Below are 24,413 nucleotides of genomic sequence, written 5' to 3'. Positions count from 1 at the left end.
TGAATTTGTTGCATTGTTGATGGTCTGAATCGCCTCTATGACTTAGTGGTGAGCCTGTCACCTCGTCGAGGGCAGGCGGCTCGGTGGGCTTCTGCGTTGAGTCTCAAGTTCCCGGTCACTCTCGTCCTTCACTCATTCGGTACGTCTCGCCGCCCGAGGCCGGATCTCACCTTGTAAGTTCGGGATCGACTTGGGATGTTTGACAAATGATTTGCGACTCGAATGGGTGGGCCCGGAGGCCGCCGGAGCTCGAATCGGACGACGGCGGTCACCTCGCATGAAAACGAAACTCCTGGTCCTGTGGGCCACCTTCGCCCTGGCATCCGCGGCAACGCAAGCCCTGGCGGCCGGTCCCACGGCCTTGATCGACGAGCGGCACAGGGGACTGTTCCAGAATCATTGCGTGAAGTGCCACAGCTCGACGAAGGCGAGCGGCAGGTTTCGGGTCGATGATTTGCCGTTTGCCATCAACACAATCCAGGCCGCCGCCCGCTGGCAGAAGGTGCTCAATGCCCTGAACTCGGGCGACATGCCGCCCGACGACGAGGAGCAACTCGAGGGGAAGGCCAAGGCCGACCTGCTGGACGAGCTCGCGCACGCCCTGGTCGCGGCAAGAAAAGGCCTCGGCGATCAGGCCGGTGGGATCGTCATGCGGCGGCTGAATCGTCGCGAGTACAGGAACACCCTCCGAGAGTTGCTCGGGGTCGAGATCAACGTGAACGAGCTCCCGGCCGATACGGCGACCGGCGGCTTCGACACCTCGGGCTCGAACCTCTTTATGTCGAGCGATCAAATCGAGCAGTATCTCGCCCTCGGTCGCGAGGCGCTCGACGAGGCGTTCGACCTCCGGAAGCAGCGGGCCGCGACCAAACAGGAACGGTTCGAGGCTGAGGCCACGGTCGATCGTGTCCGAGAGTCGCTCCGAGAACGGATCGACTTTCGCCGTCGATACACGCTCTGGTCGAAGGCCGTGGACCGGGCCGCCTCGCGTCCGGAGAACCGGGCGGCGGCGAAGGAAATCCGCGAGGGCCTCAAGGATCAGCCTCCTTGGAATTTCTATCATTCCTGGAAGAGGTTGAAAGAGGCGCCGTCGCCGACCGACTACGGCTTCGTCGATGCGGAGACGGCGACGCATATGGGCATCGGTGCCTGGAATTTGGTCCCCTATCAGACCTACTTTATGGCGCAGCCGGACCTGAAGACGGGGGCGTTCCTGACGGTCGGCGATAACGGCGTGAACCCTTGGTTCACCTTCGAGGTGGGAGGGGACTGGCCTTCGGGCGAGTCTCTGGTGAGGGTCCGGATCGCGGCGACCAAGCAGGCGACCCCCGAGCGGAGATTCATGGAGTTCGGCGTCCACGCCACGCTCCTGAGCACTCACGAAGTTCTGGGGACCATGGACGCTCCCCAGGTAATCGAAATCCCGTTCACGCTGACGAAGGACGGAGATCGCTCGTTCTTCGTCCGCGAGAAGGGGACGATGGACACCAACGAGCAAGGCATTCGAAAGCAGGGCGAAGGGGCGGCCCTCAACGGCATCGGCCCGGAGTTTGCCTTGTGGGTCGATTGGGCGGAGGTCGTCCGCCGGCCGGCCCCCGACAGGCGGATGCCGCCCGGCCTCGAGGCACTCCGGATCCCCTTCGGCGACGATGCGCCGGCGTTGGACGCCCAAGATTTGCGGGGAGCGTTGGAACGGTTCGCCGTCGAGGCCGGGCGAGGGAATGCGCCGTCTCCCGGCTTCCTCGAACGACTGGTCGGGATCTACGATGAGCGTCGCAAGGCGGGATCGCCGCACGTCGTGGCGCTGAAAGAGACCTTGGCCGTGGTGTTGGCGTCGCCGCGGTTCCTCTATCTCGTCGAGCCCTCCCCCGCACCGTCTCGCCGAGGCCTGACGGCCCAGGAACTCGCGATCCGCCTTTCCTACTTCCTCTGGGGGGCGCCTCCGGATGCCTCGCTGCGCGAGCTCGCCGTCTCCGGCGAGCTGCTGAAGCCCTTGGTCTTGAAGGAGCAGGTGGATCGCCTGATCGAGGATCCCCGCTCGTCCGGATTCGTCAGGCCGTTCGTGCATCAGTGGCTCGGCCTGGACCGGCTCGATTTCTTCCGGTTCAACAACGCGCGTTATCCCTCCTTCGACGACAGCACCAAGCTGTCGGCCCGGGACGAGGTGTACGAGACCTTCCATTACCTGCTCCGGCAGGATGCCACCCTCCGAAATCTCCTCAAGTCCGACTTCGTGGTGGTAAATAGCTTGCTGGCGAACTACTACGGCATCGCGGGGGTCGAAGGCGACGGGTTCCGCAAGGTCGCGATCCCGGACGGTTCGCCGCGCGGCGGGTCACTCGGCATGGCCGCGATCCTGGCGATGGGGAGTAACGGCGAGCAGACGAGCCCCGTCGAGCGCGGGGCCTGGGTGCTCCGCAAACTCCTGAACGACCCGCCCCCCCCCGCCCCGGCGAATGTCCCCCAACTCTCTCGGCTCGAAAGCAAGCTGCTGACGACCCGCGAGCGGATCCGCGCCCACCAGGAGCAGCCGCAATGCGCCAGTTGCCACCGCTCGATCGATCCCATCGGCTTCGGTCTCGAGAATTTCGATGCGGTTGGCCTCTGGAGGACGGAAGAAACCTACAAGAAACCCGGGCTGGGGGAGAAGACCTGGACGATCGATCCCGCCGCCGCATTCCACAACGGCCCTGACTTTAAGAACTACGAGGAAATGCGCGAGATCATCGCCACCAGGGCCGACGATTTTGCCCGCGCCTTCAGCGGTGCGCTTTTGGAATACGCCCTCGGCAGGCCCCGCAGGTTCGGCGACGAGCCGCTGATTGCGGCGATGGTCGACGAGTCGCGCAAGAGGGACTTTGCCCTGCGCGAATTCATCCGGGTGCTCGCGACGAGCGAAGAGTTTCGTCGCAAATGAAATTTGTCGATATCTTTTATATTTTGTTCCTATTGATTCAGCGGGGCCACGGCCATGATTTCACCACGCTCCCGCCGCAACTTCCTGCGCTCCAGCACGGCGTTCATCGCATTGCCGGCCTTGGAGTCGCTGGGATTTCGACGATCCGTCTCGGCAAGTCCGTCCGTCAAGCCGCCGAAGCGGATCGTCTTCCTCGGCTTCGGCTACGGAGTGACCGAGGAGTCTTGGCTCCCCGACCTGAAGCAGCGCGGTGCCGGCTACACCCTGCCGGCGGGTTTGGCCCCACTGGCGCGGCATAAGGCCGACTTCACGATCGTGCAAGGCCTCAGCAACAAGTTCACCGAGGAGGCCCACTGGGGGAGCACCTTCTGGCTCACCGGGGCCAACCGATTCGAGGGGGGCGTGGGGTTCCACAACAGCGTCTCGGCCGATCAGGTGGCCGCCGCCGTACTAGGCAGGGAGACGCGGTTCTCCTCGTTGCAGCTCAATGGGACCGACGACGACCTGGTCGCCCAGGGGCACGGGCCCGGCCTCTCGCTCGCCTGGGATGTCCGCGGGAAGCCGGTCGCCGGCTTCAACAAGCCCCTCGCCGCCTACCACCGCCTGTTCTCGACCGACACCACGCCCATCGAAGAGCGTCGCGCGATGCTGGCCCAGAAGCGCAGCGTGCTCGACGCCGTCGCCGACGACGCCCGCGCATTGCAGCGAGGCTTGAGCACCGACGACAATGCCAAGCTCGATGAGTATTTCCAGGGGATCCGCGACATCGAGACGGCCCTGAGCAAGGATGAGCAGTGGCAGAACGTCCCGAAGAAGAAGGCTCCGTTCCCGGAGCCCGCGTCCAACATCTCGGGCCGCGATGAGGTCAAGCTCATGTACGACCTCATCGTCGCGGCCTTCCAGACCGATAGCACGCGCGTGCTGACGTACCGTCAGCCCGTGAGCAACTTGCTGACGAGCCTCGGGATCAAGATCGCCCCTCACGACATGAGCCATTACAGCCCTGGCGAGCGCGAGGAGGCTTCCAGGCAGCGCGACCTCGCCCAGAGCGAACTCCTCGCCGGGTTAATCGACAGGCTGAAGGCCATCCAGGAGGTCGATGGCAGCCGCCTCTTCGACAACACATGCCTCGTCTTCGGGAGTAATATCCGCAGCGTCCACTACCTCGACAATTGCCCGACCCTGCTCAGCGGTGGAGGCGCGGGCATCAAGCTGGGGCAGCATGTCGTTGTCTCGAAAGATACTCCGCTGTGCAACGCCTGGCTCACCCTACTCCACGGCCTCGGCGTCGACGCACCTCGACACGGGGATAGCACCGGAGTCATCCCCGCGCTGATCGCGTAGAGAAACGCTTGTTTTAGGTGGTCATTATCTGTTTGATATTGCCATCGACGACCCGACATCGGGCTAGTCTCAAGGGAGAGAAGACGATCCGCAGATGACGCGGATTGGCACAGATGCAATGGGAAACTCTTGTGATTTATCTGTGTCAATCCGCGCCATCTGCGGATCAATCCGTCTTTTCCTGTCTGGGTTCCATCGAGGACTCGATTTAGCCCGATGTCGGGTCGTTGATTGCGCCATCGGATCGCGGTTGGCCCGGCGCTTCGGCCCTATCGCGGGTCACTTGACGGGCGACGCCTCGGGAAACTTCCAACCGCCATCGAGAATCACCTTGCGGGGCCGGTACATCCGGACGAGGTAGTTCCATCCGGGCGTAATCGGGAGGCAATTCGGCGCATCCTGACCGCCGAATTGAATCGTTACCGAGCCGTCCGCGTTCGGCTTGGCGGTGACATTGTTCACCGTGTAGGCGTCTCGCGCGTTCTTCTCGAAGTAACCACCCTTGTTATAAACGCTGACTGACCAAAATGCGTCCACCGGGACGTCCTTCACCGTCAGCCGATAGATCGTCTTCCCGTCGTTGTCTTTCGGCACGCTGCCCTCGTAGAGCGCCGCGTATCTCGGATTCCCTCCCCACCCTGCCGCCGTGCCGAGCAGGTGACGGATCGGGTCGACCTCGCTCTTCCGCCCGAACATCCGATCCGAATCGAGGCCGCCATTGGCCTCCACGAGTGCCAATAGGGCGGAGCGGACTTTCGCCAGCGACTCCTGATCCCAGTTCGGCACCTCGAACTTGCCCGACTTCGCCTGCTCGATCTTGATTCCGTCCTGGAGTGCGTGAACCGCCTTCAGGTCGGCGGGGTCATTCGGGTCCACGAACGTCCGGATGGCCAGAGTTACATACCTCGTGCCGACCTTTTCCTTCTCGAGCCGATGGACCCCCGGCGCGTAGAACACGTCCGTGGCGTAGTGGTCCTCGTCGATGACTTGCATCGCCATGTATCGCTGACCAGGATCGGGGAGAGAAACGGTGACCGGAGCGGCGTCGAGATCGAAGGTACCGAACGAGTACAGGGTATCGCGGTTCAGGCGGATCACCGATTGATGGTCGATGTCGGCCAGCTGGCGTTCGTGATGGAATTTGCCGAATCCGCCGTCCTTGGCGAACCGCGAGAAATACGTATCGGACTCGGCGCGTCGGAAATTGTCGACCGTCACCCGGACGGATTGAGTCTCTTGCGCGTTGACCGAAGCAAGGCTGACGACCGCCAGGAATGCCGCGGCGTTCAGGAGAGTTCTCACGGATAATCCCTCAGGAAGGCAAAATGAAATGATGAGTTAAAATTCAAAATCGAGTTAATTGATTTTGAATTAGGGTGGGGATCCTTCATCCTAGCCTTCCGCCTAGACCTACGGCAGGCGCAGGCTCGAAGGGTAATGTGGCTCGGCATCTTCTCGAAAACAACGCCAATAGGCCCCCGATCGAGGCGAGGAGTAGCATCGGCAGTCCGAAGGACACCTCCTGGAGTGCGATGATGTCGATGATCCGCAAGGCGTTGTTCGGATCGACGACGAGATGCCGGCGGTACCAACCGAACACGTGGTAAGGCAAGTATCTCAACGCCCGGTCAACCGCACCGGAAAGGTCGAATGTCCACGGGACGATCACCTGATTGAAGTAGGCCCGATGGCCAGGTACGTAGATGAGAAGAGCCGCCAGTCCGGTGGCCTCAAAGCCGACACAGAAGTGATGTCCTCGGGCTCGGCTGCGTATCAGGACGAAGAGTCCAACCTGCAACGCCAGCCCCATGAGGAATGCGCCGGCGAGAGCGTCCCAGAATTGGATCAAGAAGCAATCGACGGCGGCGAGTACCACAACCGCCATCATCCCGGACGTCGTGAACTGGGGAAGACGCATGACCGCCGCCTGGGAAGATGTGGGGTCAACGAGAGTAACGAGTCGATCATGCCGTCAATGCTTTGGGCTCAGGGGTAGCCGATCGAAGTTAGGTAGAGAGGAGAGCCTCCAACCGCTGTCGTTGGTCCTCGAGGATCTCATTTCGCAACTTCGCAACTCCGAGGGCGCCGTTGGGATTGCCTTCTGTGCATCAATAAGGAAATGCTCAAATTCGGGCAGTGTCAGTGCGCCGACGCTCCCAGCAGTTCGGATTGCGTCCCCTTGCCGGTAGAGACCGGAGAGGAAAGGCCACAAATTCATCTCGGGTCGGAGGGATGAGAGTGCCCGCACGAGATCGTCGGCGACAGGAGAGAAAGTGTCAAGCTTGTGGTGGACGATATCAATCCAGGGGTGATCGCCAGGTTTACCATTTGGCAACGATGGGCTCTCCTCGGCGTCGAATATGTTCCCTGGATGGGCACCCAAACGAGTCGCCATTAACCGACGATTTATCGCTCTTGCCAACCAAAATTATCGCTTGGATGAGCATTTTTTCTAAATTGGCGGCCGCAAGACAAACACTCACCAAGCCGGCTGACCCCGCGACGACGGCTGGCGGCACCATAGGAGATGAGCGACGCTTACGAGGGTGCTCGCCCTGGTCCGGGTCGCAATATCCTTCGAGATCCGAGCGGTCACCATCCCCAGGCCAATCGGCGGGCCGAAGATGAGGAACTGCTTCGCGAATGCGGATCGCCTGCGGATCGAGTCTGTCTGATCTACGGCCCTCGCCAGCCCTTTTCCAAGAACCGAGCACAACGCTCATTGGTCCGGCCTGCCCAGTGACCTGCGTTCATCGCGTAGGGCGGCTCTTTTTTGGAGGGGCTGCGGGAGGAGGAGACCGGGTCCCTATCGCGCAGATCACTCGACAGATAGTCACACGGCATGAGCACGAGGTTCGCTGTCCCCGGATGTCCGCCGCTTGTGGATCCGGTAGCCTGCCAGGACGGCCAGGATGACGACGGTATTGATCCCGAGCAGGAGAGGTAGTCGCGACCAACTCCGGGGAGACGAGGCTGCGGTCGGGGCGTAGAGGCCAAGCCTAAGGACTTCCGCCCATCCCGGCCAGAGTTTCGAGAGTTCCGTGTCGGCCCGGATCGAGTCGCCCTCGGCCTTTTCAAGCTCGCGGGGTTTGTGGAGCTGGACGTAGGTGCTGAAATAGAATTCCGAGGCGCCGGCTTCTGCGTAGGCCACCGCCGCGTCCTCGATGTCTCGCGAGAGGCCCATCGCTCGCGCGAGTTTCTCGGATTCGGGGGCGATCCGCTCGGCCTTTCGGCGATACCAGTCGAGATAGATTCGGCCCGCTTCGTCGGCGCCCAACTCCGTCACGCCCTTGGGCAGGAGTCCTTCGGTGAGGTCCCAATCCTGGGGCTGAGGTCGCGTCCCGGAGAGGACCGCGTTGAGTTCGGAGCGTGCCGGCTCATTGACGTAGTCGCGCGTGCCGGGGTCCGCGAGGAGGGCTGCACCGACGCGGTTCCTGGCGATTGCGTGGTGTATGGCGATCCACGACGAGTAGTCTCGGAGTGCGGTTTCGCCACACATTTGATATTCCGACCGCTTCACGCCGATCGGCTGGCCCAGGAGCTCGGTGAGGGATTTGAGCTCGGCTACCTGCTCTCGGGCCCGATCGAGCAGCGGCATTTTCGCCGCGATGCGACGGTACTCGGTATCCTTGCGGGCCTCCGCGTCCTCGTATTTGGCGAGGTTCTTCTCGAAGACCTCGCGGTCCTCCTTCGGCAACTCGTCGAGGGACCGATACTTCGGCGTGTCCTCGCCCGCCGCGCTCGTCGTGATGACGAGGGCAAGGGCGAACGGGATGCTCGATCCGAGGATGGCTCTCATGAACGGGCCCCTTTCTACAGACGATCCTGGCGGCGAGAAACATGGACGTTCGGGCTGCCGCTTGGAGGAAGGCGGCGGGGATTACGGTCGTCCGAACGTCCGAAGCATTACATTCGATCGGCTGAGATCCTCCCCCGAACACCATGGCATCGGGCCGAGTCGGCTCGTTGCAATGGCGACGGCTAGGCGAGCGGGGGCTGCCGTTGGGAACGCAGGGACAATAGAGTAGGATGCCGCGGCCTTCGTCGAGAAACGACCGAGTACGCGAGATTAAGGGAATGCTCCGCGGCGTGCCTCGGCCTAATATATACGGAGGGCCGAGACGTTCAAGCGTGGATTCCACGGATTTTGAAAAGATGCAGGAGGCTGATAGCTGTTCGGATGGAAGCGCCGTTCTCATGTTTCAGATAATGAGTCCACGCAGAGCGGCCGGATGTGGTTCGCTCGAGCCCCCGGCGACTCCGTGAAGGTAGACGACCGCACGCCGTCCTCCGGCCTCTCGATCGACGCTCGCGACGGCCGCGTCACGCGCTTGACTATGGCGCCGACGCGACTTTAGGATGTCCGGATATCCATTCACACCAACGTCTTCCACCGGAGTTCCTACATGAGAGCTCGGCGTGCCGAGTCCGGCTTATTGGCGATGGTCGTCCTGATCGCCCAGGGATGTGGCGACTCGGCCCAGGGGGTGAAGACGGGCACTGCGCCTGCGGCGTCGCCGAGCAAGCGGGTCCATTTCGTGGGCTTCGACGCGAGCGAGCCGCTCGTGCATGCGCTCCGGCAGGGGAAGCTGGAAGGGTTGGTGGTCCAGAACCCGTACAAGATGGGCGAGGTCTCGGTCAAGACGCTGGTCCAGGCCCTCGAGAAGCAGGCGGTCGAGGCGAAGATCTCGACCGGCGAGACGATGGTGACGCCGGAGAACCTCGAATCCGCCGAGGTCAAGCCGCTGGTCGACCCGCCCAAGGCCGAGAACCGGGCCGAGGCGAGCCTCTCGGGGGCCAAGTCGAAGAAGTGGCGGGTGATCGTGATCCCGAAGGGGACGACGCACGAGTTCTGGAAGACGATCCACGCCGGGGCCCTCAAGGCGGCCGCCGACCTGGGGAACGTCGAGATCGTCTGGCAAGGGCCGCAGAAGGAAGATGACCGGCTCCAGCAGATCCAACTCGTCCAGAACGCCGTCGCGGCGAAGGTGGACGGGATCGTGCTCGCGCCGCTCGACGCCCGCGCGCTCGTCAAGCCGGTCGAGGAGGCCGTCGCGAAAGGGATCCCCGTCGTCGTGATGGACTCCGGGCTCGAGTCGTCGAAGATCGCCGGGTACGTGGCGACCGACAACTACCACGGTGGGGTCCTCGCCGCGAAGCGGCTCGGGGAACTGCTGAAGGGCGAGGGGAAGATCATCCTCCTCCGCTACGCCGTCGGCTCCGAGAGCACCGAGCAGCGCGAGAAGGGGTTCACCGACACGCTGTCGAAGGAGTTCCCGAAGATCACGTACCTGTCCGACACCGAATACGGTGGCGCGACCTCCGACCTCGCGCAGCAGAAGTCGCAGAGCCTCGTGACCCGGTATCGAGGGCAGGTCGACGGGATCTTCTGCGTGAACGAGTCGAACACGTTCGGGATGCTCCGCGCCCTGGAGGGGGCCGGGATGCTGGCCGGCAAGCCTTGAGCGGGCCGCTTTTGGGGATGAGCGGGGTCTCGAAGTCGTTCGGCGCGAGCCTGGCCCTCGACGGGGTCTCTCTCGAGCTGGCGGCGGGCGAGGTCCATGCGCTGATCGGCGAGAACGGCGCGGGCAAGAGCACGCTGATGAAGATCCTCAGCGGGGCCCACCAGCCCGACGCCGGGGAGATGACGCTCGCTGGGGTGCGCTACGCGCCGAAGGGGCCGCGCGAGGCCCGAAAGCTCGGCGTCGCGATGATCTACCAGGAGCTTGCCCTCGCGCCCCACCTGACGGTCGAGGCGAACGTCATGCTCGGCCAGGAGCGTGTGTTCGCCGGCCTCGTCCGTCGCCGCGAGCATCGCCGGCTCGTGGTCGAGGCCCTGCGGCTCCTCGACCATCCCGACATCCGCCCGGAGGCCGTCGTCGGGACCTTGAGTGTCGGAGCGCAACAACTCGTGGAGGTGGCCCGGGCGCTCGTGGCTGACGCCCGCGTCATCGTCTTCGACGAGCCGACCAGCTCGCTGACCACCCACGACGCCGAGCGGCTCTTCGCGGTCATCGAGCGATTGCGCTCGAAAGGCTTGGCGATCGTTTACATCAGCCACTTCCTCGAGGAAGTCCGGCGGATCGCCGGCCGGTACACCGTGCTCCGCGACGGCCGGACCGTCGGCAGCGGCCCGATTGCGGGGACGAGCCTCGCGACGATCATCACGCAGATGGTCGGCCGCGACTTGACCGAGCTCTTTCCCCAGGTTCCTCACGCCGCTGGAGAGCCGTTGCTCGAGCTCGAGGAGCTCGCAGGCCGGGCCTTGCCGAAGCGGGCGGACCTGGTGGTGCGTCGAGGGGAAATCCTCGGGATCGCCGGCCTGATCGGCGCCGGGCGGACCGAGTTGCTCCGGGCGGTTTTCGCCCTCGATCCCGTCCGCTCGGGACGGGTCCGGGTCAAGGGGCTCTCCAACGCGCGCGCAACCCCACGCTCCAGGATCGGACAGGGCCTGGGTTTCCTGAGCGAAGATCGCAAGGAAGAGGGGCTCGCCCTCGGGCGTTCGATCGAGGACAACATGACCTACTCCGCGCTCGGCCTGCATGCGCGCTGGGGCCTGTTGAACCTGAGGAAACGCCGATCCGCGGTCTCTCGACAGATGTTGGGCTTGCGGGTGAAGGCCGTCGGTCCGATCCAGAAGGTTGGGGACCTCTCCGGGGGGAACCAGCAGAAGGTGGCGATCGCCCGGCTGCTCCACCAGCATGCCGACATCTTGCTCCTGGACGAGCCGACCCGGGGGATCGACGTCGGCTCCAAGGCCGAGATCTATCGCCTGATCGGCGAGCTCGCCGCCCAGGGGAAGGCGATCGTGGTGGTCAGCTCGTACCTCCCCGAGCTCTTCGGCATCTGCGACCGGATCGCTGTGATGACGCGAGGCGTCCTGAATGACGTACGGCCGGTCGCGGATTGGACCGAGCACGACGTCATGGCGGTTGCGACAGGGGGTTGATCCCGCCCGTTCGGGGGGCTTTGGGCCGGACCGTTCGAGTGGGCGAGGGCCTTCGGGATTCTTTGGATCGTTCTTCTTGTATTGGCCAACGTCGTCGGCGATCCTCGACGACGACGAGGCCGCGTGCGACGGCTCGTTTTCGACGGATCCCAAGGGGGCAGTGACGTGGGCGATGGGGGCGAGGATGTTGCCGCGGAGAAGGGTGACCGGTTGGCGCTCCGGGGGACGCTCGGGTGGGTCTGGACAGGCTTCGGGCCATTCCTCGGTCTCGTCTTGATTACCCTGCTCTTCGCCTTCATGACGCGTGACACCGGGACGTTCTTGACGGTGTACAACTGGAGGATGATCGCGGTCCAGACCGTGATCGTCGGGGTCGCGGCCCTGGGGATGACCGTGGTCATGATCGCCGGCGGCATCGACCTGTCGGTCGGCTCGGCGGTGGCCCTTGTGACGGTCGTGATCGCGTTGGTGGTCCGTGGGTGCTCGGTGGACCTCCCCTGGTGGACCGAGGGGAAGCCGGTCCACCTGTTCGACATCAAGGTACCCCTCGGCCTCGGCCTGGTCGCCGGGCTCTTGATGGGCGGCCTCTGCGGGCTGGTCAACGGCACTCTGATCTCGAGGATGGGGGTGGTGCCGTTCATCATCACGCTCGGCAGCCTCAAGATCTTCCGAGGGCTCGCCAAGTGGCTCGCCTCGAGCACCGCGGTTTATATCCCGGCCGAGTCGAAGCCTTGGTGGTTCGGCAGGCTCCTCGCGACCGAGCCGGAGCCGCGTTGGCTGATGGTGGCGCCGGGGGTCTGGCTCATGCTACTCCTCAGCATCCTGCTGGCGCTGGCACTAAGGTATAGCTTGCTGGGCCGTTATATCTACGCCGTCGGCTCGAACGAGGCGACGGCTCGGCTCTGCGGGATCAGCGTCCCTTCGGTCAAGCTGGCCGTGTATGCCCTGGCGGGCCTGGCGACGGGCCTGGCGGGGGTCATGCAGTTCGCCTACCTCGACGCGACCGGCGACCCGGTCACGGCCGACGGGCTCGAGCTCCAGGTGATCGCGGCGGTCGTGATCGGCGGGGGGAGCCTGAGCGGCGGCGAGGGGACGGTGCTCGGGACCTTGATCGGATGCCTGATCATGTCCGTCCTGAATAACGGCTGCGTCCATGCCGGGATCCCGAATGCGAGCCAGGACATCATCATCGGGGCGATCATCGTCGCGGCCGTCGCGCTCGACCGCTTCCGTCGCCGTCGCGAAGCCCTGGCGAGGGCCTGACCCGTCCTCGTCGCCCGGCCCAACTACCCAGGAGCACGATCGATGAACCGAGGCGTCTCATTACTCCTCATCGCGTACCTCGCGGGACTCGGAACCATGTCGAACACGAGCGCGTCCGATAGGCTCGAGGAGCTGCCGACGGTCACGGTCCGGGGGACGGGCAAGCTCTCGGCCGCCCCCGACATCGCGGAGATCACCGTCGGGGTCCGGTCCCAGGCACCGACCGCGCAACAGGCCCTGGCCTCGAACAACGAGGCGATGAACTCGCTCCACGAGATCCTCAAGGGGCGCGGGGTCGCCGCGAAAGACATCCAGACGACGCAGATCCAGATCTTCCCCCAGTATTCTCAACCCGCCCACCGTCCGAACGAGCCGCAGACGGAGTTCATCCCCAAGGTCGTCGGCTATCAGGTGGATAACAACGTCCAGGTGACCGCCCGGCAGATCCCGCAGCTCGGCGGCCTGCTCGACGCCCTGGTCCAGGCGGGGGCGAACCAGATCCACGGCATTTCGTTCCGCCTCGAGAACCCCGAGAAGCTTCTCGACCAGGCCCGGAAGCACGCCATGGCCGACGCCAGGCGAAAGGCGGAGATCCTCGTGGGTGAGGCGGGAGTCGTGCTCGGCAACCCTCTCAAGATCGTCGAAGACTCCTCCGGGCCGATCCGCCCAGGCCAGCCTCCGATGATGCGGGCCATGATGGCGGCCGCCCCGATGCCGATCGCGCCGGGGGAGCAGGAGCTGAACGTCAACGTCCAGGTCATCTACCTGATCTCGGCGCCGAAATGACGAACGACGGTGCGTGAGGTTCAAGGATCGAGGCCGTTCGATCCGAAATCTCTCTGCATCGAATGTCGGCCCGGACCCCGGCTTTCCCCGAAGCCGGGTTCTCACGCGCCAGCCACCGATGTTCCCTCCTGGAAGGAGCGTCGCGTGTCGTGGCAAAACCTGAATTCTTCGAAGAAAACGGGTCTCAGAACCGACATTGACAGGCGGAGTCCCTCGTTTTAGGATGCTGCCGCGCCGACAGACCCCCCGCCAAAGTGACCCCAGGAATGGCAACGGGAACGAAACACCGGCCGGTCCCGGGAACCTCATTGGCCAGGCCCAACTGAAACACCCTCGCTGACGGAGTGATGCCTCGTCGTGGCTCCTGGGCCGATTGACTCGTGCGCGGAGCCTGGCGGGATGAGGGTGGTCTGATCGTGCGGTGCGGAACGCACCCGCCCGATCCACAGGGAAGTGCGACCGCGCATGGCCACCATCACGACTCACTCGCCGAGGCAGGACCGGATCCGGGCCTCGCGCACTCCGGTCACCCGCCCGCTCGTCGCCCGCCGCGACGCGGCCCCCCGGCGGATTGCCTCGAACTTCGCCTACATGAGCCTCGCCGAGGTCGTCTGCCGAGCGACCTCGGTGGCGGTCACGCTCTCGCTGCCGCATCGCCTGGGGATCTCGGGCTATGGGCGGATCGAGTTCGCCTTCAACATCGTCTTCTGGCTCGTGCTGCTCGTCCGCGACGCGTTCGAGGTCATCATCTCACGCGAGCTGGCGCGGCACCCTCGGCTCATCCGGCCGCTGGTCAACCACGTCCTGGCGATCAAAGGGCTGCTCTCGGCGGGCCTCTTCGTCCTGCTGGTCACGCTCGGGGCCGTCTCGATCTCCACGCCCGCCGACAGGGCAATCCTTTCGCTGTATGGCCTCTTACTCCTGACAACGGCGTTCGGACTCGACTTCGTCTACCGGGGCACCGAGCGGATGGGCCTGGTGGCGGTCTCGCTCTGCATCCGGACGTTCGTGTATGCCTCGGGCGTCTGGTTCTTCGTCCACGATGCCTCGAGGATCGTCTGGGTCCCGACCTGGCTGGTGGCCGGCGAGTTCTGCGGGATCGCGCTCGTCTGGGCCTGTTACTCGCGGCAGTACGGGCTGCCCCGCCCAACCCTTGGGCTTCGATTCATCCGCGTGTTCCTCAGGCGAGGTCGGTCGGTCTGCTCGATCCAGATTTGCCAGACGATCATCGGCTCCTCGGACCTGATGGTGGTCGGCCTGATGATGAGCCAATGGGCCGACGTCGGTCGTTATGGCGCCCCGCACAAGATGATCACCGCGATCCTGACGTTCGGGATGATCTTCCAACAGGTCTCCTTCCCGACGTTGGCGCGATCTTGGCGACAGTCGGCCGCGGCGGGCCGAGAGGCCATCGACGTGCTCGTCAAGGTGCTCATGCTCGGGCTCCTGCCAGTCGCCGTCGGAGGGGCGGTTCTCGGCGAACCCCTGATCCAACTGCTCCTGTCGAAGGAATACGCGGGCTCGGGCGTGCTGATCGCCCTGGGGATCTGGCGAGCTCCGTTGTTGACGCTCGCCTATCTCTACCAGACGACCCTGATAGCGGTGAACCGTGAGGCCGCTGGGGTTCGCCTCCTGTTTCTCGGAGCCCTCGGGTCCGGCCCTCTGGTGGCCCTGCTCTGTGCCCTCTTCGGGCTGGCGGGAGCCTCGGCCGCCGTGCTGATCATCGGGCTGTCCCTCGTCGTCGCGGGGTACAGCCTACTCGCCCGGGTCGGGCGGCAACCGGCCTGGCATCATCACCTGGCCCGGCCCCTGGTGGCCTCGCTCGTGATGGTCCCCGTCTGCCTGCTCCTGACGCGCTGGCATGTGATTGCCGCCGTCGTGGGGGGGGCAGCCACCTACGCGATCGCCCTATGGTCGATCGGCGGGTTGCGTGGCGACGACCTTCGCGCCGTGCTCCAGCGCGGCCGGACTCAGCCGATCGAATCACCGGCTTAATGCTCGAGAGCCATCGTTTCGGTTCGATACAATCCCGAAGCGCCAGCGAGCGAATCCTCATTGGTTTAATGCGCAGAGATCCACTCGCTGGCGCTTCGGGCCTGTGAGCGATCTTACGCCTTGCCCTGCGAAATTGATGAGGCTTCGCTGGCTTTTCCCGAGGGAAGCTGGTAGACACAATCCTGGAGTCGGCCAGCCCCGGCGTTATCGAAGACGGCCGAGCGATGGAGCGTAGGCTCGAAGGGGCAGGCGGATTGTCGGTCAAGGACAGGGAGGTCGCCGTTGAAGTTCTGCATGGTCACGACATTCTTCGGCGCGCACAGCTTTGGGGGCGACGCGGCCTACGTCGATCGGCTTGCTCGAGCCCTCTGCCGTCGCGGGCATGAAGTCCACGTCTTCCACTGCGCCGACGCTTTCAACGCCGTCCGAGGCCGCCACCCCTTGCGGCCCTACACGCCTCCCCCCGGGCTGCACGTCCATCGGCTCGAGAGCGGATATGGGACGCTCTCGCCGTTGGCGACCCAGGTGACCGGTCGTCCCTACTTCAAGGGCAAGGCGCTCCGCGAGGCGCTCGACTCGGTCGACACCGACGTCGTCCACTTTCACAATATCTCCCTCGTCGGCGGCCCCGACGTCCTCCGGCTCGGCCGGAAGGCCGTGCGGATCATGACTGCGCACGAGCACTGGCTGATCTGCCCGATGCACCTGCTCTGGAAGTACGGGAGCCGCGCGTGCGACGCCCCGAATTGCATCCGATGCAGCATCGCCGGGGGCCGTCCGCCGCAGGTCTGGCGCTACACCGGGGCTATCGGGAAGGCCCTGAAAGAGCTCGACGCGCTCGTCTTCCCGAGCCGACACACGCTGGAAGAACACCGCAGCCGAGGGATCGAGGCCCCGCTCATCCACCTCCCCTACTTCCTGCCCGACGACTGGTCGAACGGCATCGAGGACGAAGAGCCGGAGGTCCAGGCCAACGGCCGGCCCTACCTCGCGGCCGCCGGTCGCCTCGTCCGCATGAAAGGATTCCAGCGTCTCATCCCCTTGATGGCTTACCTCCCCGAGGTCGACCTCCGGATCGCCGGGACGGGCGACTACGAGCGCGAGCTCAAGGAACTGGCCAAGGGTCTCCCGAACGTCTACTTCGAGGGGCTCCTCGGCGGCGAAGGGCTCGCCCGCCTCTTCCACGGCGCCCGGGCCGTCGTCGTCCCCTCGCTCTTCCCCGAGACCTTCGGCTACGTCGTCCTCGAGGCGTTCGCGGTGAGGACCCCGGTCGTGGTCCACAACGGCGGCGGGGCGCTCCAGGAGACGGGCGTGCAGAGCGGCGGAGGGATCGGCTATTCGACCGACGCCGAACTCCTCCTCGCACTCCGAAGGATCGTCCACGACGAGCCTCTCCGGGACGAACTGGCGGATGTCGGCTATGCGAAGCGGACCGGGGAATGGTCCGAGACCGCACACCTCGACCGCTACTTCGGCCTGATCCAGAAGATCAAGGGAGGCTCGGCGATCCCCGGCCCACACCGACCCCACATCGGGCGCAACGGGAACCCCGCGGTCGCGAAGGTCGACGAAGGCCGGGACTCTCGCCCGTAATGGGCTCCCGGCGAGACGGTCTCATCGCCGGTTCGGTCCTGGTGGTGCTCGCCCTGGCCTGTTTCTCCCGCCTGGTGGCCGGCCCTGGAGCCTTGCTCGTCGACGGCCAGAAGCCGAGCCTGGACTACGCCCAACGCGACATCCGCGACCTCGGCAACGACCTGACTTACGTCCTGCTCCCCCACTTCTTGCACGTGGCCGAACAGGTGGGGCGCCTGGGACGACTCCCCCAGTGGGACTCGTCGGGTTTCGGCGGCCGGCCGATGATCGGGAACCCCCAAGCCGGACTCTTCTACCCGCCCTACTGGATCGCGTTGGCGTCGGGGTCTCCGGCCTCGCTCGGCTGGATCACCGTCGCGCACCTGATTTGGGCCGGAGTCGGCGTCTACGTCCTGATGCGACGTCTGGGGGCCGGGGTCGCGGCGTCGACAGTCGCGGCGGGTTGCTTCCAGGCCTGTCCTTACGTCCTGGCCCACACGTTCGAGGGGCATTACCCCCACGTCTGGGCCGTCTCCTGGTACCCTTGGGCCTTCTGGGCCTACCGCGAGCTTCGCGAGGGCCGTTGGGCCGGAGGCGCGACCTTGCCGGCGATCCTCGCCCTCTGCTTCCTCGCGGGACACCCCCAGGAGTGGTTCTACCTGGTCTTCGTCCTCGGGGCTTGGGCCCTCGGCGACTCGGTTTCCCGAACGAGAGCGGTCGGGGTACGGTGTGGTGTTCGTTGGATCCTGCTGTGGTCGTGCGTCCTCGGCCTGTCGGTCGGCTTGATGGCGGTCGAGTTGGTCCCCGACCTCGTGGCGCAGGGATGGACCTTAAGTAAGAGCCGATTCGACCTGGGCAAGGTCAATCATTACCAGCTTCATGCCCTGAGCGTCTTCCAACTCCTCAGCCCGACGTCGCTCGGCGGTCCGGCCGACTACTTCGGCCATGACAACTACTGGGAGTCGCTCCTCTCGATCGGCCTGGTTCCGTTGATCCTCGCGTCGATCGCAGCCCGTTGGTTCAACGACCGGGCGATGGTCCGCGGCTGGCTCATCCTGATCGGCTTGACGCTCCTGTTTGCGGCGGGAAGGCGCCTGGGACTCTTCACTCTGCTTTTCGAGGTCGTCCCGGGGATGAACCGATTCCGAGTGCCTTCACGGTCACTCTTCCTGACGAGTCTCGGGACCTCGGTCTTGGCCGGGCTTGGGGTCGATGCCCTGCTCCAGCGAGTCCCCTCGACGGTCGATTGGCGCCGGATGTCTCGTGGACTCGGTCGCGCCGCCCTGGCCCTCGTCGTGGGGATCCTCCTCCTCGCCGCGCTCGCCGGTCCGGAGCCCCCGCGGCCGACCGGTCGAGTTCGGCCCCAGCCGCAATTCCAAACGCTCCGCCTGACCCAAAGGCGTCCAACCAGCGAGCCCTACCTGTTCCCGAGGGCGGGGTTGCGCCTGGCCGAGAGCGGTATTTTCTGGCTTGCGCTGGTTGGCGCCGTCGGCCTTGTCGCGCTCGGGGCGTATCGGCCCTCTCACCGTCGAATTGCGGCGGCCGCTCTCGGGGGCCTTGCATTGATCGAGCTGGCGCTCCACGGCCACGCGCTGCTCAAGGTCTCCTCTCCCGAGCCGTTCCTCGGCGCCGACCCGGTGAGCACGGCGCTTGCGCGGCAGAGTCGCCCGTTCGCCGGCCCGTTCCGGATCCGGGCCCGGGACACGCTCTACCACGACATCCGCGCCGCCTCGCACGGCTTCGAGAAGATCAACATCAACGACTCGTTCCAGATCCAGCAGGCCGCGGACCTGTACGAGTCGCTCTACGCCCTGCTCTACCTCACCGAGAAGACCAGCCCGCGCGAGATGATGGGCGAGGCGGTCGCTGAGCACCATCGCAGGGTCCGACAGGGGGTCCTGGACCGTATGAACGTGGCGTTCCTGGTGTCGGACCACGTCGAGCCCGACCCGCACTGGCCCTTGCTTGCCTCGGGGCCCTGGGACGGCCTGACCTACGCGATCCACCGGAATCCGACCGCGATGCCCCGGGCCTACGTCGTCCCTCGCGCCGAGCTGACCCCGGACGACCCCTCGGCCATGCGTGCGGCCTTCGGCCGGTCCGACCCGCGACAGTCCGTCCTCATGCCCGAAGATCCGCTCGGCCCCGATAATCCTCGCCAGCCGTTCACCCCGGCCGAGTGGTCCTCGAATGACCCGGACCGCGTGGTGGTCAAGGTCCGCACCCAGGCCCCCGGGTTGTTGGTCGTCGCCGATACCTGGCTCCCGGGCTGGACCGCGAGCGTCGACGGTCGAGCTGTCGCAATCCTCCGCGGGAACCACGCCCAACGCGTGATTCCCCTGCCCTCTCCAGGCGCCCACGAAATCGTCATGCGGTACGAGGCCCCCGGCTTCGGTCGAGGGCTGGCCATCACCTCGTTCACGCTGGGACTCTGGGGCCTCGTCGTCCTGCTCGGCCAGATTTACCGGCCGGTCGCGATCCCATCGAGTACGAGTTTCCCCTCAAACCCCGAAGAACCCGGTCCATCTTTCCTGGCCCAGGCCGCCGGCTGATCCAAGACGAAGGCCCCCAGGCCCAGTCGAGGATGATCTCACCCGGTTGCGCGAGATCCGGAACACCTCGGAATGTTCTAGAAATCAGAATATGGTCAAACCCATCCGTTTCGCTTCCGCAGCCACCATTCGAGCGTCAGCAACGTGGTGAAGAGGAGGAAGAAGGGCCAGTTGTCCCAGACCTTGTGCTCGGTCTGAGTGACGAAGTCGCTGTAGATCTTCCCGTCGAGGTGATCCTTGAGATACTTGGGGAGCTCTTCGGACGGCACGTAGGCCCCGCCGGTGGTCTGGGCGAGCTGTCGAAGGAGCCCGAGGTCGGCTGCGGGGTTTTCGAGCTCACGATCGTCCTGGTAGACGAGGAATCGGCCGCTGTCGCGGCCGATGTCCCGGCCATCGCGGAATGCGGTGACGGTGACCTTGTAGGTACCGGGCTGGCCGAGGGCAAGATAGTAGCCCCTGGCCTGCTCCCCATCGTTGAAGAAGTCGTCGATTTTCTGGGGCAAGTCCCCCGCGTCCTCGCGGCTCACGGAGGCTTCATACCGAACATTGGTGATGGGGGCGTTCTTGGGGTCGCGAGCGGTGGCGGTCATGTTGAGCTTCTGACCGACCGAGATCCGTCGGCTGTCGAGCGTGACCTTAACCTTGTTGTCCCCCTGGTCCTCCTTGTGGGAGAGCCAGAAGATGATCTGCCTCCAAAACTTGCGGTGGGCCGAGCGGCTCGCGTCGCTCTCGCGGGCCCAGACCCATGTCTCGCCGCCGAAGGCGAGCACGCGCCCGGACTTGGGCTGCATCATCACCATCAAGGGCTCGCCGTCGGCCCCCGGCGCCTGGGCCAGCACGGTCGCGTTCAACTTGGGCTCGCCCATACGATTCGTACCGGTGAGCGGAGGCATCGCGTCCCAGATCTGCTGGTTCTCGGCCTGGCCGGAGCCGACCTGGAAGAGGTAGTTCTCGAGACCGGTGGGGTTGGGGACGAACTTGACCCCCCCCTCGAGCAGGCCGTCGTCGCTCCTCATCTGGACGGGGAGGACCTGGGCCAGGCTGGTCTCTCCCCAACCGCCCGGGCCGAAGCTCGAGCGTCCGCCGAGCATGATCAGCCCGGCCCCGCCCTCGACCGCCCGGGACAGGAGCTGTTGCTGGGTTCGCGTCAAGTGATCGGCGGGCAGGTCGCTGATGATGTAGGCGTTGTATTTGCCGAGGGCGAGCTGCGCATCGTCGAGCCCCCCTTTTCCGTCAGTCGCCGGCTTGCGGAGGACCCATTCCTCGCAATTGATGTCGGGCGACGCTTTGATCGCACGCAGCAGGAATTTGGCCTCCCAGGGGGAGTGCGGCCCCTGGAGGAACAGGACGTTCAGGCCCCCGGCCTGGACCGTGACGAACGTGCTGACGGTGTTGTTGGTCTGGATCAGCTCGTTGTCCAGCGGCTTGGCGACCAGCGTGATCTTCTTCTCGCCGGGGGTCTGCGGGAGATACTTCAGGCCCGTGATCGGGACGCTCTCGGCCCCCTCGGGGACCCGGACCTTCGTCCGGGCGACCGGCTCCTTGTCGTCGTCGACGAACATTTCGACATCGATCGACTTGTTCGAGAACCCCCGGGCGACCACCGACCCGTTGATGAGCAGCTGGTTCTTGACGAAGACGGTGGGCCCCACGACGAGGTCGCGGAATGAGACGTCGCGCGAGTTGAGCCCCGCACTCTCGGAGCCGAATCCGACCGTCACCACCGGGATCTGCTGGCTCCTCAACTGCCGGGCGACGACGTCCGGGTTGATCCCGCCGTTATTCGCGCCGTCGGAGAGGAGGACGACCGACGCGACCTTCGTCCCCGACTGTCGCTTGACCGCGTCCAAGAGGATCGGGCCGATCTCGGTCGACCGCCCTTTCGGCTCGGCGGCCTCCCCCTTGGGCAGGTCGTGAAGCGCACCGTCGAAGGCGTAGGTCTTGATTTGAAGGTTCGGCCCGAGCGACTTCGTCGCCGCGAGCCCCTTGGTCAACGTCTCGTTCGCCCCGGTCGACCGGGCCTTCCCTCCCAGCTCGTCGGCGATCTTCATGCTGATCGAGTCGTCGACGAGGAAGATGAGCGAGGAGGGCTGCTTCTTCTTCTCCTGGACGATCACCGAAGGACGGAAGGCGGCCAGGACGCAGAGGAAGACCGCCGCGAGCCGTAGGCCGAGTGCAAACCATCGCCAACGACCGGTCGTGCCTTTCAGGCGCTGCTGGTAGGCCCAGATGGTCAAGGCCGTGACCACCAACGCGGCCACGACGACCACGGACCAAGGACCGATCGGGGTGAAGCTGACGCTCATCACGGCGACCTTCGTTGGAGATCCGGGGCCAGGGCAACGCGCAAGGGCAAGAGTACCGACCGCAACTCTTCGATTCCTTCGTCGAGGACGTCGGAAAGTTCACCGAAAGGGGATCACGTGGCCGGGAACCCTGTCTCATCAACAGGTTGCAAATGAGACGCCGATTCCCTTCACGACCGATTCTACCCTCCCTCGGCTCGGACGTAACCTTTTCTCTCCGAATCCTCTGAGGACGACCGCTCCCAATCCAGCCGTGAGGAGTCACCAGGGCCGGGGAGGTCGCCTTCGTCGTTGCGGTCATCGTGAGCCGGATAACACTCGGATAGATCCCCTCACACGGCTTCCCACCAAGATTCCTCAAAGGCCCGAAGCGCAAGCGAGTGAATCCATCCCGCTGAAATCGAAGAACAATCACTCGCTTGCGCTTCGGGCTTGTATTGTCAAGGGGCGCAATCCGAGAGTTACCCGCTCAAAGCCGTCCCGACCGCCGGCTTGGTCCCCGAACCCGGGGTGCTCTCGCGATAGAATCGGTTGGCGAGCAGGTTTTCGAGGGTCACTAGGATCAGGATCAAGGCCATCAGGAGGGGGAAGATCTCGCGCCCGATTCGCCCGATCGCGACGACTTGCGACAACGACCCCGCGTCGTCGGCGAGCTTGTACTTATCCTTGCCGAAGAGGGCATCGAGGTCTCGGGTTTCCAGGGGCGTGAACTGGGTCTCCCGTGGGTCGGGGTTGACGCTGAACCCGAGCTTTCGCGACTCCCCCTCGGGGTTGGAGCCGGTCACTTCCCACTGCCCGATCGTCGGGGAGACGACGACCAGCGAGTCGCTGCTGGCCGGTGGGCTGAGGCGCTGGGTCGTCTTGCCGTCGGCGCTCTGCACGGTGTAGTTCTTGAACGGCCGGGTCGGGTCGATCGCGAGCACCGCGTCCTGGCCCGACTCGTAGTTGAGCGACTCGTCCGAACTGCCCGCCAGGTAGGGGACGGTCTGGTTCATCACGACCCAGAAGGCGTAGCTGAGGTCGGCGAGCGGGAATTCGTTCCAGGCGGCCGGATCCTTCATGAGGGGACGCCTGGCGAGCGGGGTGGTCCAGAGGAGGACACGCCCCGTCTTCGCCGTCCGAAAGGTCCGCTCGACGAGGGCCGGGGCTCCGTTCGAATAGGCGAGGAGGGACCGAGAACCCTCGGGCGGCGTGATCGACCAGTAGTGGTAGACCGGGACGAGGGCGAGTTGGGCGTCGATCTCCCGGGTGTATCGCTTGAAGAGCGGGTGGGTGAGGTCGGTCACCTTGCCGAAGGTCAACGCGTCCTTCGGCGTCTCGGCCTTCTTGATCGCGGCGGGGATCAACTGTGCGGCGGTCGTGTCGTTGTAGTCGTCGGGAAGGCAACGGTCTCCCAGCCCGATGACGAGCCCCCCTCCCCCTTCGTGGACATACTGGCTGAGTCGGCCCCAGGAGGTGACCCCGAGCCTGGCCACGTTATTGACGAAGATACATGCGTAATCTTTGAGGTCGTCCGCGTCGAGCCCGGCGAATTTCTCAGTCCGCATCGTGGTGACGCGGCAGGTCCTGGGCAGCCCCTCGGGTCGGACGACCGGGTCGAGGGCCAGGTTGATGAACTCCGAGTCGATCGCCTTGTCGGAGACGACCAGGACCTGGGGCGAGGGGCGGACCTTGAACGTGAAATAGCGGACGTCGTCGAACTTGAGCGCATCCACGCCGCTGCTCAGGCTGACCTTCCCCTGATGGATCGGCACGTCCGTCTCGACCTTCGAATGGACGTACTTGACATCAACCTCCCCGTTGGCGGGGAGTGAGACCGCCTGGCGGAGCCGGGGCTTCCCGTCGAGGACGAATTCGACGGTCCTCGTCGTCGCCGGCCCGATCGACCGGATCTTGGCCCTGATCTCGATCGGGTCTCCCTGCGAGACGATGCTGGCCGACGGGGCGGCATCGGCGACGATGACGTCGCGGAACTCCTTGGGCGAGAGCTTGAGCACGTAAGTGGCGATGTCGGGAGCGGTCATGGATTTCTTCTTGGCGGCCTTCGTCGCGACCTTCTCCTTGGCCGTCGGACCGAGCCCTTCGACGGCGTGGTCGAGGTCCCAGGCGGATCGGGCCAGGTCGGTCAGGATGTAGACCTCGTGCCGGGGGCGGTCGGACTCGGCGACGGCCGCGTAAGCCTGGCCGACCGCCACGTTGAGCGGGCGAGTCGCCCCTCGGAGCTCGAGTCCTTTGATCCGTTCGCGGGCCGCCGCCGGGGAGAACGGCTGGGAGCCAGGCTCCGACGAGTCGACGACGAAGACTTCGCTCGTGTCGGGCATCTTCCGGAGGATCTCGTTCGCGCGCTCCTTGGCCTCGGTGAGCCGGCTCTTGTCCCGCTCCTCGTAGCCCATCGACAGGCTCGTGTCGAAGACGAGCCCGACGGCCGTCGGGACTTCCTGGTCGCCGAGGGAGGTCTGCGAGTAGAGCCGGGGGCGGGCGAGCGCCAGGGCCATCAGCATCACGAGCGCCGCCCTCGCGATGAGCAGCAGCCAGTTCTTGACGCGGAGCTTCTTCTTGGAGCGTTTCTGCCGTTCCTTGATCAGCCGGAGCGCGGGGAAGACGACGCGCTTGGGCGTCTGCTTCATGAACAGGTGCAGGATCACGGGCAAGGCGGCGAGCGCCGCGCCCCCCGCCAGTCCCGCGTGAATCAGGGAGATGTCCATCGCACTCCGTCCGGCTTTAGGGTT

14 protein-coding genes are annotated in these 24,413 nt (G+C 65.0%); 9 read left to right on the top strand and 5 right to left on the bottom strand.

The features are described 5' to 3' along the window. The first annotated feature begins 277 nt into the window (after window positions 1-277). Together ACYOEI_RS03165 and ACYOEI_RS03160 are read left to right on the top strand one after the other, a co-directional pair. Complete coding sequence (locus ACYOEI_RS03165) at window positions 278-2,917, top strand: DUF1592 domain-containing protein (protein WP_462847827.1); 2,640 nt, start codon at window positions 278-280, stop codon at window positions 2,915-2,917. Window positions 2,918-2,971: 54 nt separating this feature from the next. Next, a complete protein-coding gene (locus ACYOEI_RS03160; protein ID WP_462847826.1) occupies window positions 2,972-4,261 on the top strand; it encodes a DUF1552 domain-containing protein in 1,290 nt (429 codons plus the stop codon). A 279-nt stretch (window positions 4,262-4,540) separates the two neighbouring features. On the opposite strand, the gene ACYOEI_RS03155 is transcribed toward ACYOEI_RS03160, so the two are convergent. The 3 genes from ACYOEI_RS03155 to ACYOEI_RS03145 form a co-directional block, all read right to left on the bottom strand. Next, window positions 4,541-5,563 carry a DUF1254 domain-containing protein gene (locus tag ACYOEI_RS03155; protein ID WP_462847825.1) on the bottom strand — a complete coding sequence of 341 codons (1,023 nt, stop codon included), beginning with the start codon at window positions 5,561-5,563 and terminating at the stop codon, window positions 4,541-4,543. An 85-nt stretch (window positions 5,564-5,648) separates the two neighbouring features. Beyond that, entirely contained in the window at window positions 5,649-6,179 is a 531-nt protein-coding gene (locus ACYOEI_RS03150) for a hypothetical protein (RefSeq protein ID WP_462847824.1), read from the bottom strand. Window positions 6,180-7,094: 915 nt separating this feature from the next. Then, a complete protein-coding gene (locus ACYOEI_RS03145) occupies window positions 7,095-8,060 on the bottom strand; it encodes a hypothetical protein (protein ID WP_462847822.1) in 966 nt (321 codons plus the stop codon). A 607-nt stretch (window positions 8,061-8,667) separates the two neighbouring features. Between ACYOEI_RS03145 and ACYOEI_RS03140 the strand changes: the two genes are divergently transcribed. The 7 genes from ACYOEI_RS03140 to ACYOEI_RS03110 all read left to right on the top strand — a co-directional run bounded on the left by ACYOEI_RS03140 (window position 8,668) and on the right by ACYOEI_RS03110 (window position 19,378). Further along, window positions 8,668-9,726 carry a substrate-binding domain-containing protein gene (locus ACYOEI_RS03140; RefSeq protein ID WP_462847821.1) on the top strand — a complete coding sequence of 353 codons (1,059 nt, stop codon included), beginning with the start codon at window positions 8,668-8,670 and terminating at the stop codon, window positions 9,724-9,726. 17 nt (window positions 9,727-9,743) lie between these two features. Then, complete coding sequence (locus tag ACYOEI_RS03135) at window positions 9,744-11,210, top strand: sugar ABC transporter ATP-binding protein (RefSeq protein ID WP_462847820.1); 1,467 nt, start codon at window positions 9,744-9,746, stop codon at window positions 11,208-11,210. 123 nt (window positions 11,211-11,333) lie between these two features. Then, window positions 11,334-12,473, top strand: coding sequence for an ABC transporter permease (locus ACYOEI_RS03130; RefSeq protein WP_462847818.1), 1,140 nt, complete (start codon window positions 11,334-11,336; stop codon window positions 12,471-12,473). 42 nt (window positions 12,474-12,515) lie between these two features. Next, window positions 12,516-13,259: an SIMPL domain-containing protein gene (locus ACYOEI_RS03125; protein ID WP_462847817.1), complete on the top strand. Its 744-nt coding sequence runs from the start codon at window positions 12,516-12,518 to the stop codon at window positions 13,257-13,259. A gap of 465 nt (window positions 13,260-13,724) precedes the next feature. Then, window positions 13,725-15,254, top strand: coding sequence for an oligosaccharide flippase family protein (locus ACYOEI_RS03120; protein WP_462847816.1), 1,530 nt, complete (start codon window positions 13,725-13,727; stop codon window positions 15,252-15,254). 282 nt (window positions 15,255-15,536) lie between these two features. After that, on the top strand, window positions 15,537-16,847 hold the full coding sequence (locus ACYOEI_RS03115) for a glycosyltransferase family 4 protein (RefSeq protein WP_462847815.1): 1,311 nt from the start codon (window positions 15,537-15,539) through the stop codon (window positions 16,845-16,847). Continuing rightward, a complete protein-coding gene (locus ACYOEI_RS03110; protein ID WP_462847814.1) occupies window positions 16,847-19,378 on the top strand; it encodes a hypothetical protein in 2,532 nt (843 codons plus the stop codon). Before ACYOEI_RS03115 ends, ACYOEI_RS03110 begins: the two co-directional genes overlap by 1 nt. A gap of 95 nt (window positions 19,379-19,473) precedes the next feature. Here the strand turns inward: ACYOEI_RS03110 and ACYOEI_RS03105 are convergent, their stop codons facing one another. Together ACYOEI_RS03105 and ACYOEI_RS03100 are read right to left on the bottom strand one after the other, a co-directional pair. Continuing rightward, window positions 19,474-21,684, bottom strand: a complete 2,211-nt coding sequence (locus tag ACYOEI_RS03105; RefSeq protein WP_462847813.1) for a glutamine amidotransferase — start codon at window positions 21,682-21,684, stop codon at window positions 19,474-19,476. 461 nt (window positions 21,685-22,145) lie between these two features. Next, entirely contained in the window at window positions 22,146-24,389 is a 2,244-nt protein-coding gene (locus ACYOEI_RS03100) for a BatA domain-containing protein (protein ID WP_462847812.1), read from the bottom strand. Window positions 24,390-24,413: the final 24 nt, after the last annotated feature.

The organism is Singulisphaera rosea, from assembly GCF_054877945.1.
This window is presented reverse-complemented; position numbering and strand designations above follow the sequence as displayed.